Annotated in this window: 13 protein-coding genes; 7 read left to right on the forward strand and 6 right to left on the reverse strand. The window is 52.2% G+C overall.

Annotated features, from left to right (window positions below):
* Positions 1 to 54 precede the first annotated feature (54 nt).
* From SMB34_RS04530 to SMB34_RS04540, 3 genes are all read right to left on the reverse strand, one after another.
* Positions 55 to 924 (reverse strand): NAD(P)-dependent oxidoreductase, encoded by an 870-nt coding sequence (locus SMB34_RS04530; RefSeq protein WP_037987979.1) that lies wholly within the window; start codon positions 922 to 924, stop codon positions 55 to 57.
* A 117-nt stretch (positions 925 to 1,041) separates the two neighbouring features.
* Positions 1,042 to 2,079, reverse strand: a complete 1,038-nt coding sequence (gene ppk2 / locus SMB34_RS04535; protein ID WP_037987980.1) for a polyphosphate kinase 2 — start codon at positions 2,077 to 2,079, stop codon at positions 1,042 to 1,044.
* 132 nt (positions 2,080 to 2,211) lie between these two features.
* Positions 2,212 to 2,445 carry a DUF1127 domain-containing protein gene (locus SMB34_RS04540; RefSeq protein WP_007090335.1) on the reverse strand — a complete coding sequence of 78 codons (234 nt, stop codon included), beginning with the start codon at positions 2,443 to 2,445 and terminating at the stop codon, positions 2,212 to 2,214.
* Between the two features lie 139 nt (positions 2,446 to 2,584).
* Between SMB34_RS04540 and SMB34_RS04545 the strand changes: the two genes are divergently transcribed.
* On the forward strand, positions 2,585 to 3,550 hold the full coding sequence (locus tag SMB34_RS04545) for a transcriptional regulator GcvA (RefSeq protein WP_037987983.1): 966 nt from the start codon (positions 2,585 to 2,587) through the stop codon (positions 3,548 to 3,550).
* 6 nt (positions 3,551 to 3,556) lie between these two features.
* Here the strand turns inward: SMB34_RS04545 and SMB34_RS04550 are convergent, their stop codons facing one another.
* Positions 3,557 to 4,120, reverse strand: a complete 564-nt coding sequence (locus tag SMB34_RS04550; protein ID WP_240478743.1) for a DUF1489 family protein — start codon at positions 4,118 to 4,120, stop codon at positions 3,557 to 3,559.
* Between the two features lie 70 nt (positions 4,121 to 4,190).
* On the opposite strand from SMB34_RS04550, the gene SMB34_RS04555 reads away from it, so the two are divergent.
* From SMB34_RS04555 to SMB34_RS04580, 6 genes are all read left to right on the forward strand, one after another.
* Entirely contained in the window at positions 4,191 to 4,484 is a 294-nt protein-coding gene (locus SMB34_RS04555) for a DUF2849 domain-containing protein (protein WP_037987987.1), read from the forward strand.
* A gap of 14 nt (positions 4,485 to 4,498) precedes the next feature.
* Positions 4,499 to 6,154, forward strand: coding sequence for a nitrite/sulfite reductase (locus tag SMB34_RS04560; RefSeq protein ID WP_037987989.1), 1,656 nt, complete (start codon positions 4,499 to 4,501; stop codon positions 6,152 to 6,154).
* Complete coding sequence (locus tag SMB34_RS04565) at positions 6,141 to 6,665, forward strand: DUF934 domain-containing protein (RefSeq protein ID WP_037987991.1); 525 nt, start codon at positions 6,141 to 6,143, stop codon at positions 6,663 to 6,665. Before SMB34_RS04560 ends, SMB34_RS04565 begins: the two co-directional genes overlap by 14 nt.
* Positions 6,666 to 7,121: 456 nt before the next feature.
* On the forward strand, positions 7,122 to 8,471 hold the full coding sequence (locus SMB34_RS04570; RefSeq protein ID WP_037987993.1) for a hypothetical protein: 1,350 nt from the start codon (positions 7,122 to 7,124) through the stop codon (positions 8,469 to 8,471).
* Between the two features lie 34 nt (positions 8,472 to 8,505).
* On the forward strand, positions 8,506 to 9,885 hold the full coding sequence (locus tag SMB34_RS04575; RefSeq protein WP_240478744.1) for an MATE family efflux transporter: 1,380 nt from the start codon (positions 8,506 to 8,508) through the stop codon (positions 9,883 to 9,885).
* 149 nt (positions 9,886 to 10,034) lie between these two features.
* Positions 10,035 to 11,702: a methyl-accepting chemotaxis protein gene (locus SMB34_RS04580; protein ID WP_037987997.1), complete on the forward strand. Its 1,668-nt coding sequence runs from the start codon at positions 10,035 to 10,037 to the stop codon at positions 11,700 to 11,702.
* On the opposite strand, the gene SMB34_RS04585 is transcribed toward SMB34_RS04580, so the two are convergent.
* Positions 11,699 to 12,148: a GNAT family N-acetyltransferase gene (locus SMB34_RS04585; RefSeq protein ID WP_223305140.1), complete on the reverse strand. Its 450-nt coding sequence runs from the start codon at positions 12,146 to 12,148 to the stop codon at positions 11,699 to 11,701. The genes SMB34_RS04580 and SMB34_RS04585 overlap by 4 nt on opposite strands.
* A gap of 58 nt (positions 12,149 to 12,206) precedes the next feature.
* Entirely contained in the window at positions 12,207 to 13,136 is a 930-nt protein-coding gene (locus SMB34_RS04590; protein ID WP_037988001.1) for a hydroxymethylglutaryl-CoA lyase, read from the reverse strand.
* Position 13,137 lies beyond the last annotated feature (1 nt).

The following is a 13,137-nucleotide window of genomic DNA, read 5'->3' on the forward strand; positions in this document are numbered from 1 at the left end:
CGGCCCTGCAAAAGGCCGCGTTTTTTTTGTGTTTTGAAAGGTCTGCGGTGCTGCTTATCCACGCGCCAGAAGATCAATCAGGCTGGATGTATCCCAACGGTTTCCTCCACGCTCCTGAACCTGCGCATAGAATTGATCAACAAGCGCGGTTACTGGCAGGCGCGCGCCATTGCGCTTCGATTCTTCAAGGCAGATCCCAAGATCTTTACGCATCCAGTCAACGGCAAAGCCAAAGTCAAACTTGTCTTCGACCATTGTCTTGCCTCGGTTTTCCATCTGCCAGCTGCCAGCGGCACCTTTCGAAATCACATCAAGAACCTTTTCCATATCAAGGCCAGCCTTGCGACCGAAATTCACACCTTCGGAAAGACCCTGAACAAGGCCTGCGATGCAAATCTGATTCACCATCTTGGTCAGTTGGCCCGATCCGCTTCCACCCATCAGCTTGCAGGAGCGGGCAAACGCGTCAATAACCGGTGCCGCGCGGTCAAATGCCGCCTGATCACCGCCGCACATGACGGTAAGAATGCCGTTTTCAGCACCCGCCTGTCCGCCCGATACGGGGGCATCGATAAAGGAAACACCAGCATCTTTGGCGGCCGCATATAGTTCGCGGGCGACATCGGCTGATGCTGTTGTGTTGTCAATCATCACAGCATTTTTTGCCGCCCCGGCAAGAGCTCCGGTATCGCCGAGGACGACGCTTCGCAGATCGTCGTCATTGCCAACGCATATAAAAACAAATTCTGCCCCGTTAGCGGCTTCGGCCGGGGTAGGGGCGGATTTTCCGCCATATTCGCCCGCCCATTTATCTGCTTTTGCGGCGGTGCGGTTGAAAACAGTAACGTCGTGCCCTGCCTTTTGCAGGTGGCCGGCCATGGGATAGCCCATGACGCCCAGCCCAATAAATGCACATTTTGCCATTTCGTGCCTCCCGTGTAATTGGTGTTACCAGTAAAGGAGGCCACCTTGCGAATGTCAATGCAAGGGAATGTCACGGAGACAATGTTTCCACGATCCGGAATACATATCGGTCATATCTCAGTCGTCGAGTGCCAGTTCCTCGCTTACGGTGTGGATGATCCGGCGATCATAGGTCAGAAGTTCTGATCGTTTCCCCGGATATTCGAACTGGGACAGGTAATACCGGATGGCATTGACGCGCGCACGTTTCTTGTCATCGGATTTGACAATGATCCAAGGACTGTCGGTGGTCGAGGTATGGAAAAACATCTCGGTCTTTGCTTCGGTGTAGGCATCCCAAAGATTTTGCGATGCCAGATCAACCGGGCTTAGTTTCCATTGTTTAAGCGGGTCTTGTTTGCGCTGATCAAACCGGCGCGCCTGTTCTTTTTTACTGACCGAAAAATAGAACTTGGTCATGTGAATGTCGGAACGGATCAGCATGCGCTCGAGCGCCGGGACCGATTGCAGGAATTCGCTGACTTCGAACATGTTGCAGAATCCCATGACACGTTCAACCATCGCCCGGTTATACCAGGACCGGTCAAACAGGACGATTTCGCCGCCAGATGGCAGATGTTCAACGTAGCGCTGGAAATACCATTGAGTCAGTTCCCGGTCATTCGGTTTCCCGAGCGCAACCACACGTGCGCCACGCGGGTTCAGATGTTCTGTGAAGCGTTTTATCGTGCCACCTTTTCCAGCGGCATCGCGGCCTTCGAAAATCACCAGTGATTTGATGTTCTCAGCCTTAACCCAGTTTTGCAGCTTCAGAAGTTCGATATGCAATGGCGCAATGAGTTCAAGATACTGTTTGCCATGCATCTTTTTCACGCGTGCTTTGGGATCGGCGTCGATGTCAGGCGGGACATAGTCTCCGGGGGTATCTGATTCCGGGGAAATGCTTTTCTTTGACGGGCGATCATCAAGGCGATCCATCGTCATGCTTTCAGCATCAAGTAAAAAACGATCGCGGGCTTCGCTATCAAGACTGGAAAGATCGGGATGCTGTTTCGAAGCCCTGCGGCTGCGCGCCGTATTTTTCACCGCCTTGCGGATCGAATTGTCACCGCTTTCCGTCTTTTTCGTCGGGTTGTCTTTCTGTTTCGCCGCCATACTGTAGATGCCCTGCAACTTTAATGGGAAATTACAGTGACATAAATGCGCCATGATCGAAAGGGGGCGCAAGGAGGTAGATCAAATCCGGTTCACGGATAGGATTTCGATCATGGCGCAGGTGGGGCAATGTCAAAGCGGATAGGATTTCCGGTATTCGGCCTCGGCATCACTTCGCGACAGACCGATATCAGAAAGCTGGGCGTCACTTAGCCGCATGAGAGCACGGCGCTGTGCGCGTTTGGCAAGCGTATCCGCGATTGTGCTGAATACTGTGTTGATAACGTTTTGCAGCGATGTGGTTGGCGGGTTTGTGGCTCTGGTGTTGGTGTGGCCAGAAGGCGTCTGGCAATATGCATGTGCCATAATCGTTCTCCTGAATTGAGTTCTTCTAATGGAGGTTACGTTTGTTGAAGCCATACTCCTCTTAAATCAGGTAGGTGACAAACGAGTATTTCTCGGGTTATGTATTAGATTATCTAATGATTGTGGATTTGAGGCGAACATGCGCTTACCCCCATTGCAGTCTTTGCGTGCCTTCGATGCCGCTGCGCGACATTTGAACTTTACCCGCGCTGCCGAGGAACTTTTTGTTACCCAAGGGGCGATCAGTCAGCAGATCCGTCAGCTCGAAGAATATCTTGGATTTCGTTTGTTTTTCCGTTTGCCAAGGCGGTTGCAACTGACCGAGGAGGGGGATCGTCTGGCGCGGGCAACGTTTGAAGGCTTTTCACGCATCGCAGGCGAAATCGACAGCCTTCGCGCTGTGGAAGAAGCCGGTGTTGTTACCGTCAGCGTATTGCAATCTTTCGCTGTCAAATGGCTGGTGCCGCGGCTTGGGCATTTTCGTGAAGCACATCCTGATATTGATGTTCGCATCCACGCTGATGATCGATTGGTTGATTTCCGCAATGAAGGTATTGATCTTGCTGTTCGTTTCGGCCGAGGCCGGTATCCCAATCTTTATACCGAACTGCTGATGCGTGATGAAGTTTTCCCGGTTTGCAGCCCGGATTATCTGGCATCAAGTCCGTCGCTGAACCGGCCTGCGGATATTGCCGGTCATCAGCTTCTGCATGACGCCACATCGCATATTGAGCAACCGCGCGCTGCGGATTGGCAATTCTGGCTGGAAGGTGTCGGGGTTAAGGGAATTGATTTGCGACGCGGGCTTCGTTTCAATTCCGGCGACATGGTCATTCAGGCAGCCCTGATGGGGCACGGGGTTGGCATGGCGCGAACCAGTCTTGCCGCGCAGGACCTGAAAGCCGGTTTGCTTGTTCGCCCATTTCCGCAAACTGTTGCGTCAAGTTACGCCTATTATCTGACCTGTCCCGAGGAAAACCTGAACCGGCCGCGTGTACAATCCTTTATTCGCTGGCTGAAGGACGAAGTTGCCGCAACCCTCAAGGATATCGAGGAAAACCAGCCGGCCTTGACTGTCATCACCCCCGATCCGGGAAAATCGTAATCCGGCTCAGAGAAGGCCGAGCTCGCGCAATTCATCTGCCATGTCTTCGGGAAGTGCTTCTGCGCCACCGGCCTGCTTTTCATCCGGCGGACATTTGTCTTCTGAAAGGTAACGCCACCCCTGAAAGGCGCGGTGCGGCCATGTGCGAGTTTCGAAAAGTTCTGGGTCCAGGACGATGCGGCAATGCTTGATGCCTTCATCGTCAATGAATTCTTCCAGATCGACAATGCGCTGACGTGCGCGAATTGCCCCCTTGATCACCCAATAGATCGATCCGCCGGCCAGTATTTCCGCTTTGCGTTTCGGAGTCATTCGGGTGGTATGATAAATTCGTCCATGAAGGTTCCCGAAATAGGCCTGCCATTGGCGCAGGGTTTCGGGGCTTTCCGTACCAACACTTAGTTTGATCAGATGGAGGGGCATGGTTTGGTCATGTTCTTTCAGGCGAGATAGGATGTTATCTGACCTAGAAGTCATGGGGAATTTGGTCAAGTGCTGAGTATTAATAACATTAATAATTTGTATTTTTATGTATTTCACAAAAAAACTTGACCAATAGTCGGTAATCATCCAAATTCTGGTGCAGAAAATGTCCATAGACAGGACATCACCAGAGAGATTTACAGGCTGAGAGAACCGAATGTCCCTGCAAGTTGTCACGGCAAACCGTCTTGGTGACGGGTTGGTGGTTTTCCTGACCGCGGAAGGCGGTTGGAGTGAAGACATCAATCAGTCTCGCGTTGCCGACGGAAAAGAGGCGGGTGACGCCTTGCTGGCAGAGGCCAGTGCACCTGAGCTCGATACTGTCATTGTCGGACCTTATCTGATTGAGGTGGAACAACAGGACGGTGGACTGGTTCCGACAAAATACCGTGAAGTTCTGCGCACCAAGGGTCCCAGTGTGCGGCAGGATCTCGGCTATCAGGCCGGGTAAGGAGAGGATACGTCATGTATCGCTATGATGATTTTGACCGCCAACTGGTGCTGGAACGTACCGAGCAGTTCCGTGAACAGGTAAAACGTCGTCTTTCGGGCGATATTACCGAAGACCAGTTTCGCCCACTGCGCCTGATGAACGGTGTTTACCTTCAACTGCATGCCTACATGCTGCGCGTTGCTGTTCCCTATGGAACATTGCGCGCGGATCAATTGCGCCAGCTTGGCTATATCGCGCGTCGTTATGACAAGGGATACGGACATTTCACGACCCGGCAGAATATCCAGTATAACTGGCCAAAACTTGATGAAATTCCCGATGCATTGCTTGATCTTGCCAAGGTCGAAATGCATGCGATTCAAACATCGGGCAACTGCATCCGCAACACGACAACCGACCAGTACGCAGGGGCTGCCGCCGACGAGATCGAAGATCCGCGGCCCTATTGCGAACTGATCCGCCAGTGGTCAACGTTCCATCCGGAATTCACCTATCTGCCGCGCAAATTCAAAATCGCGGTGACCGGGTCGCCAAATGACCGTGCCGCAGTAAAGGTCCATGATATCGGACTTCGCATGCATCAGAATGATGCGGGCGAGGTCGGGTTCGAGGTCATCGTGGGCGGTGGTCTTGGTCGCACGCCATTCGTCGGTAAAACCGTGCGTGACTTTATCGGCAAGAACGATCTGTTTTCATATCTTGAGGCGATCCTGCGGGTTTATAACCGCTTTGGCCGTCGTGACAATAAGTACAAGGCACGCATCAAAATCCTCGTCCATGAAATCGGGGGCGAGGAAATGCAGCGTCTGGTCGAGGAAGAATGGGCACAGATCAAGGACGGATCGCTGCGCGTTGATGATGCCGAAATTGCGCATTACATCGAACAGTTTGCACCGCCGGCATTTGAAACACTTTCCGACGATGATGCCGAGTTTGAACGCCGCAAGGCCGAAAACCGGGAATTCTCCAACTGGGTGCGTTCGAACGTCATTGCGCATAAGCAACCTGGTTATGCGATTGTCAACGTATCGCTGAAGCCGATTGGTGGTATTCCGGGCGATGCAACCGATACCCAGATGGAACTGGTTGCCGATCTGTCGGAGCAGTACAGTTTTGGTGATGTCCGTGTAACCCACGAACAGAATCTGGTTTTGCCGCACGTGAAAAAAGCCGATTTGTTCTCGCTTTGGGCGGAGCTGAAAAATGCCAATCTGGCGACGGCAAACCTTGGCTATGTTACCGACATCATTTCCTGCCCGGGGCTGGATTATTGTGCGCTGGCAACGGCGCGTTCGATCCCCCTGTCACAGCGCATTTCGGAACGTTTTTCCGATCTGGATCGCCAGCATGATATTGGCGAACTCAAGATCAAGATTTCCGGTTGTATCAATGCCTGCGGACATCACCATGTTGGTCATATCGGTATTCTGGGCCTCGATAAACGTGGCAAGGAATTCTATCAGATCACCCTTGGCGGCGACGCCAGTGAGAATGCCGAAATCGGTAAAATCGCCGGTGCCGGTTTCTCCGAGGCCGAAGTCGTTGATGCCATTGAAAGTCTGGTAACCAAATATCTTGGCATTCGCGAAACCGGCGAACGTTTTATCGATACCTATCGCCGTGTCGGCATGGACCCGTTCAAGGAGGTGCTTTATGGCGATCGTTAAGAATGACAGTGTGATTGATCAGGAATGGATCACGCTTGACGCCGAAGCCGACCTGCCGCCGGGCGAGGAAAACATTATCGTGCCGCTCGCGCGTTTTAAGGAAGAACGCGAAACGCTGATCGGCCGCAATGGTGGTCTTGGCGTGCAGCTTAACCCCGGCGATGCGCCGGAAGATCTGGCAAACGATCTGGATCGTCTTTCGATCGTCACCGTCAATTTCCCGGCCTATACCGACGGGCGTGGATATTCCTATGCGCGAGTTCTGCGCGAACGTCTTGGTTTCAAGGGTGAACTTCGTGCAATTGGTGACGTGTTGCGCGACCAGATTCTTTACATGCATCGCTGCGGATTTGACGCATATGAGTTGAAAAATGACGACGATGTATCGCTGACAAAAGTGCGCGCCGCATTAAAGGAAATGACGGTTTATTATCAACCGACAGGGGATGGGCGGGTTACAGCTGCATCGCTTCGTGAACGGCGTCGGGCGGCTCTTAAATCGGCGTCCTGATTTCATCTGGTTTGATCAAGCCAGGCTTTAAATAGCATTTCCGTTAAGGTGCCCGTTGCGGGCGTCTTTTCTTTTGCCCTTATAATGCCGGTATTTTCTGTCAGTGATAGCGGTACCCCAGTTGTCATTTCTGGGTAGGGAATTGATATCGTCGGCTCAATGATTATTCTTTTGTATATGAAAATCCGTCCAGAGTTCACCTTTAGAGTGGTGTTGTGATCGGTTTCAAGCTATACACTTATTAGCTGTTTAAGTGCCTTTGCGTGGCAACCATTGTAAAATGCTTGGTTGTCCTTCGGGCTAAAAAGGAGAGCCCGAAAACATCAGTCCCAACAACAGGATGCAATCCTGCCAAGCGGATTGGGGAATTCACGCATCTCCTGACAGTTGGCATCGGTAACGGCCGATGCAAGGAAGCAGGTTCGCATTTCTGGGTTCAACAGGAAAAGGCAACCAATGTCGATTGAGCAAAGCCTGACAGGGATTGGTGATAGCTGCGTGATTACGCGGGATTTTACGCGTTACGATCACGGCTATCAGGACAAGGCGCTCAAATATATCGATTATCTGGGGGCGCTATCGCTGGCGTTGCGTAAATTTTCCGAATATAGCCGGACAATGCTGGCGTCCCAGCAATTGTATATCTACGCCAAATGGTTGGCGCGATACACGGCATACTGGCCGGAACTTGACCAACTTGTCGACAGACTGGAAAACAGCTTTGACGATGTTGACCAAAGCTATGTCGCAACTCAGTCTTCGGTTGATGGTTCGTGGGGGTGGAAATATAACGAATTCCACCACAAATTTGATGCAACCATTGTGCGTTTGCATGAATTGTCCAATGAAGGCCGCGCGCCGCGTTATCCGCTGCATTTCCTGGAACCGATTGCAACGGCTCCGGCAATGCGAAACTATCTGGAAAAGCTTCTTGTTTCCGATATTGCCACCACCGGGCGCAATCAGCGCGATGAATTCGGCAGTGTGATCTGCTGTCTGGCGCAGCTTTGTTTCAAGCCGTCCTTGCGACGCTATGCGCAGAAACATGTGCGCGGCATCGATCTTGATCAAAACTATGTTGATGCCTTCCGCAACTTCCTTGATGAAATCCAGAACCCCGAAACCGGTTACTGGGGCCCTTGGTACATTTCGGATGGCAAAACCCATCGTTATGATGATCTCAGCTATACTTTTCATATCGTGTCATATCGCAAGGGGCGCGTCGGACATTGGTCCGATATCATCCGCACCACTCTTGAAAGCCGCCAGATGGAATATCCGCAAGGATGGCTCAGCCGCGGTGAATTTAATAATCACAACAACTATGATGTCGCGAAAATCTTTCGCTATGGGTGGCCGCATATGCAGTCGGTAGAACGGGCCTTGGCGAGCGAACAGATTGCCGCCATGCTTGACTGGTGTGTTGGGCATTCCCTTAAGCGCGATGGCAGCTTCGTCCCTGACAGTCGTTTCTATAACTCGCTTGAGTCCTGTTATTATTTTGGTGTCTCGTTTCTGGACGAAGTTGGATATTTTCAGCCTTCTAAACGTTTCTGGACCCAGCAGAAATTTCCTTATGCGCCGGTTTTGCAGTCTCGCATCGGGCGCAAGCTGGACGAGTTCGATGCCGAAAATCCCAGCGTGATTGCCGCCAAATGGAAAATCGGCCCGGATGCCGCCAGAATATCGGCATCGTCAGTGAACCGCGAAGGACTTTCACGCATGCCGCTGCTTTCCGGGGATGATTGTGCAACCACCGAAGAACGCGAATTCGAATTTATCCTGCGGCCAAATAATGATGGCTGAACGCGCTTTTCAGCTCTGCACAGTGTGAAATTCGATGGCTATGCAGTCGCAATATTTTGTCTCGGGTTCAATCCTGCGTCACATCTTTTCAATGGCGCATACCAGCATGCTTGCGCTGGTGGCGATGGTTCTGGTTGATGCGCTTGATCTGTTTTTCCTGAGCCTTCTAAGGGATGTGGAAATCATTGCCGGTCTTGGCTTTGCCTGGCCGATTATCTTTTTCACACTTGCCGTGTCGCTTGGCATATCGACCGCAATGACAGCACTTGTTTCCCGTGCCGAGGGGCTTGGTGATCGGGACAGGGCAAAAGTCTATGCCACGCATGTTATGGTATTCGGTCTTGTGCTATCGGTCGTGATGACGGTCGTCTTGTGGCTATCGGCACCTTGGATGCTTGATATGTTCGGGGCGACCGGCAAGGCCCGTGATATCGGCATCACTTATGTACAGATCGTGATCTTGTGCTTGCCGGTTCTGGTGCTTAGCATGTCATCGGGCGCGTTGTTGCGTGCCATCGGGGCAAAGCAGCGTGCCATGTGGTCGAAAATGGCCGGGGCGGCGGTCAATGCAGTCCTCGATCCGATTTTCATCTTTGGTTTTGATTGGGGAGTCGAAGGGGCAGCATGGGCAACCGTCGTGTCACGGATCGTAATCATGGCAGTTGCCTTTTACGGTGTTCGAAACGTTCATCACATGCTTGGCCTGTTTGATGCGAATCTTTTCCGCAAGGACATCCGCGATATTGCCCGTGTAACCGTACCAGTCGGATTGGCAAAGGTTGGCCCGCCAATTGCCAGCGCCTTTATCATGTCCAGCATGGCAAAATATGGGCCCGATGCGGTGGCCGCCATGGCGATCATTGAACGTATCGCGCCATTCGTCTTTGTTGGCTACATGGCGTTACCCCAGGCAATCGGCCCGATCATCGGCCAGAATTTTGCTGCGGCAAAGGCCGAACGAGTGCGCCGCATCTGGCATAATGTCTGGGCACTGGTGGTGGTTTACGGGGTTATTGTCTGCGCTGCCCTGTTCCTGTTTCAAAGCCAGATTGCGGAGCTTTTCAGCGCGACCGATCAAACAACGGCGTATCTATCGATTTTTTGCAGTTTTACAGCATCCTTTTATATGTTCCTCGGTCTGCAATTTTCATCACATACCTTTTTTAACGTTACCGGGCGCCCCAATCTCGCGATGATCTTCGATCTTGCGAAGGAACTGCTGGGGGTGATCCCGCTGGTATGGCTTGGCAGTTATTATTTGGGGGCAACCGGTGTTTTGTTCGGGCAGGCCGCCGGAATTGTTCTTTTTGGAACCATTACCGGAATTGTCAGTTACCGTCTGGCCCGCCGGATGGGGGCATCTGATAGGGAGGGTGGCTTGCAGACAGCTTATGGTAGTTCTAAGATTTTATAACCAAAGAATATTCCGCTGACGGCGCTCAATGCCCTGAAAATGGCCCGCTAAAGTGCGGTTTTCTATTGCTGTCTGAATACAACTGTTCTGGTTGAATTTATTCCCTGCCAAACAACATAAAGGAGTGCGTTTGCATCTTTTGAGGGAACATGTCGATTTTAAAAAGACTTAAAATAGCGCCTAAAATCTTTGGTGGCTTCGGGCTCGTTCTTTTGCTTCTGGTGTCGATATCCATACTGGGGTTCGTCACGTTAACCGGGATAGGTAGCGATTTTGATAGATACCGATCTATTGCAATACAGTCTAACGAGGCAGGCCGGGTACAGGCCAACATGCTCGAAGCCAGGGTTGGCGTTAGGGACTATCTGCTGACCGGGCGGCAGACAGCCATCAGCACTGTGCTTACGCGTCTGCAAACAGCATCTGAATTGAATGAAAAACTCGGCACGCTGGTTGATCAGGGTGCGCGAAAAGCCCTGATCGAGGAAACGAACGATGATTTGGCTGACTATCTTCAAGTCTTTCAATCAGTTGTCAAAATTCCGGCTGGTGATCCTCAAAGAGACCAGCTTGTTATTGAAGGTCTGGACCGTATCGGTCCAGAGGTTGCATCCAATCTTGAAAACCTGAAACTTGAAATCAGGCAAGAGCAGGATAAGCTCGGGCCGATGGTTACCGAGGATATCCAGAATACCATCATGCTTGTGACGTCAATTTCAGTTGCTGCGGTGGTTTGCGGTATTGGTGCTGCTTGGCTGATTGGGACGGGAATATCCAATCCTATCCGGAATATTACGGAAGCCATGACGGTTCTTGCCGCCGGCGATAAAGAAACACCAATCCCCGGGCAGGATCATAAGGATGAAATCGGCGATATGGCCAAAGCCGTGCTGGTTTTCAAAGAAAACATGATCCGGGCTGAACAGCTTGCCGCACAGGAGGCCGAGGCACAAAAGCGAAGAGAAGCCCGCGTGAAAGTCATCGAGAAGCTTACCAATGATTTCGATGCCGACATGTCTCTGGTGCTGAAAAGCGTATCATCTGCGGCAACAGAAATGCAGGCAACAGCTTCATCGATGACAGCAACGGCAGAAGAAACCAATCGTCAGTCAACTGTGGTTGCAGCGGCGGCTGAACAGGCATCCAACAATGTTCAAACCGTTGCGAGTGCATCCGAGGAATTGAGTGCTTCGATTTCGGAGATCAGTCATCAGGTCAATCAATCATCGCAAGTCGCAAACAAGGCTGTTTCCGAGGCGGAAAATACCAACGCTCAGGTACGCGGCCTTGCGGAAGCTGCCCAGAAGATTGGTGATGTGGTCGGGTTGATTAGCGATATTGCTGCGCAGACCAACCTTTTGGCATTGAATGCAACGATTGAAGCTGCGCGGGCAGGTGAGGCAGGGAAAGGTTTTGCTGTTGTTGCTGCCGAGGTCAAAAATCTCGCAAACGCGACATCAAAAGCAACCGAAGAGATTACTGCCCAGATCACAGGAATTCAGGCGGAAACAGAAGGTGCGGTGGTTGCGATTGACTCTATTGGCGGTACGATTGCTGAGATCAGCGAAATTGCAGCAACGATTGCAAGTGCTGTGGAACAGCAGGGGGCTGCCACCGAAGAAATCACCCGAAATGTTCAGCAGGCGTCAGCCGGAACAAGCGAGGTAACCGAAAACATTCATGGTGTTAACGAGGCGGCGACATCAACCGGTGCCGCTGCCGAGCAAGTGTTGAATGCATCGGGTGAGCTGTCTGAGCAGGCAGAAACCTTGCGTCTGAAAGTTGAATCTTTCCTGACAGCGGTCAAGGCAGCTTAATCTTCGTTTTGTTTAAACTGCATCAACACACACGGACCATCGCCGGTTTCATATTCGGTATTACCGATGAAACCGGCGGCCTCGTAACTTTTTCGCGCCCGCACATTTTCCGGATCCGGGTCAATCGCGACCATTGGTGCGCCGCGTTCGATCAGCATTTGCGCCAATAATCGCAAAAACATTTTGCCGTGGCCGCATCCCATCATGTCGGGCACGCCAATGAAGGCATCAATGCATCGTGTGCCCTTGGGAAGGTGAGCAAAATGGGGCTGCGGCCACTGATGCGCGTCATAATGCTGGGCAAAGGCAAATGGTCGATTGCGATAGGATACAATCAGCGTTGCCATTTCCGGCAGCTCGATATCTTCGGTGATCAGTTCGATCTGCTCGTCCGGTGCACCCCACCATCGCGCCACTTCGGGTACCCGCAACCAGCGTCGTATCATGGGCAAATCGCTGGGGACGGCCCGCCGGAAACGATATGTCTCGGCGGCGGCCATGCGATCAGATCCCGACAGTGTCGCGTTTGGCGGCAAGCGCCAGATTGGCCTTTGATCCGGACTGGCGGCCGATTTTTCCGGTAATCCAGCTACCTGTTTCTGCAAGCTTTTCAAGGTCGACACCGGTTTCGATGCCAAGACCGTTCAGCATATAGACGACGTCTTCGGTCGCAACATTGCCACTGGCCCCTTTGGCATAGGGGCATCCGCCAAGACCGGCGACGGAGCTATCAATCGTGGCAACCCCCATCTGCAATACGGCCAGAAGATTTGCCAATGCCTGGCCATATGTATCATGGAAGTGGGCGGCAAGTTTTTCGATGGCAACCTGATTTGCAACGGCTTCGATCATGGCCTGTGCTTTGCCGGGTGTGCCAGTGCCGATGGTATCGCCCAGACTGATTTCATAAGCCCCCATATCAAACAGGGCTTTGGCGACGTCTGTAACCTTCTGTGGGGCAATTTCACCCTCGTAAGGGCATCCAAGAACACAGGAAACATACCCGCGCACGGCGATGTTGGCATCACGCGCTGCGGCGACCACCGGACGGAACCGATCAAGGCTCTCAGCGATGGAACAATTGATATTCTTCTGCGAAAAGCTCTCCGATGCCGCACCAAAAACTGCAACTTCGGTTGCACCTGCTTCGATGGCGGCTTCAAGCCCTTTGAGGTTGGGGGCCAGAACCGGATAGGTGACGCCCGGTTTACGCAAAATACGGGCCATGACGTCGGATGCATCGGCCATTTGCGGGACCCATTTCGAGCTGACAAAGGCGGTGGCTTCGATCACCGAAAGGCCTGCATTGCAAAGGCGGTGTATCAGTTCGACCTTGATGTCGGTCGCAACCATCGCCTTTTCGTTCTGCAACCCGTCACGCGGACCGACTTCGACGATTTTGACACGCGCGGGCAAAACCGAAAGGCGGGGCATT

Origin of the sequence: Thalassospira permensis NBRC 106175 (genome assembly GCF_000714555.1) — a bacterium.
GTDB classification, from domain to species: domain Bacteria; phylum Pseudomonadota; class Alphaproteobacteria; order Rhodospirillales; family Thalassospiraceae; genus Thalassospira; species Thalassospira xiamenensis.

What these genes read in the sequence shown, in the direction of transcription:
- SMB34_RS04530 (WP_037987979.1), bottom strand. Translation starts at nt 924, where the DNA reads ATGGCAAAATGTGCATTTATTGGGCTGGGCGTCATGGGCTATCCCATG.
- ppk2 (WP_037987980.1), bottom strand. Translation starts at nt 2,079, where the DNA reads ATGGCGGCGAAACAGAAAGACAACCCGACGAAAAAGACGGAAAGCGGT.
- SMB34_RS04540 (WP_007090335.1), bottom strand. Translation starts at nt 2,445, where the DNA reads ATGGCACATGCATATTGCCAGACGCCTTCTGGCCACACCAACACCAGA.
- SMB34_RS04545 (WP_037987983.1), top strand. Translation starts at nt 2,585, where the DNA reads ATGCGCTTACCCCCATTGCAGTCTTTGCGTGCCTTCGATGCCGCTGCG.
- SMB34_RS04550 (WP_240478743.1), bottom strand. Translation starts at nt 4,120, where the DNA reads ATGATTACCGACTATTGGTCAAGTTTTTTTGTGAAATACATAAAAATA.
- SMB34_RS04555 (WP_037987987.1), top strand. Translation starts at nt 4,191, where the DNA reads ATGTCCCTGCAAGTTGTCACGGCAAACCGTCTTGGTGACGGGTTGGTG.
- SMB34_RS04560 (WP_037987989.1), top strand. Translation starts at nt 4,499, where the DNA reads ATGTATCGCTATGATGATTTTGACCGCCAACTGGTGCTGGAACGTACC.
- SMB34_RS04565 (WP_037987991.1), top strand. Translation starts at nt 6,141, where the DNA reads ATGGCGATCGTTAAGAATGACAGTGTGATTGATCAGGAATGGATCACG.
- SMB34_RS04570 (WP_037987993.1), top strand. Translation starts at nt 7,122, where the DNA reads ATGTCGATTGAGCAAAGCCTGACAGGGATTGGTGATAGCTGCGTGATT.
- SMB34_RS04575 (WP_240478744.1), top strand. Translation starts at nt 8,506, where the DNA reads ATGGCTATGCAGTCGCAATATTTTGTCTCGGGTTCAATCCTGCGTCAC.
- SMB34_RS04580 (WP_037987997.1), top strand. Translation starts at nt 10,035, where the DNA reads ATGTCGATTTTAAAAAGACTTAAAATAGCGCCTAAAATCTTTGGTGGC.
- SMB34_RS04585 (WP_223305140.1), bottom strand. Translation starts at nt 12,148, where the DNA reads ATGATACGACGCTGGTTGCGGGTACCCGAAGTGGCGCGATGGTGGGGT.
- SMB34_RS04590 (WP_037988001.1), bottom strand. Translation starts at nt 13,136, where the DNA reads ATGCCCCGCCTTTCGGTTTTGCCCGCGCGTGTCAAAATCGTCGAAGTC.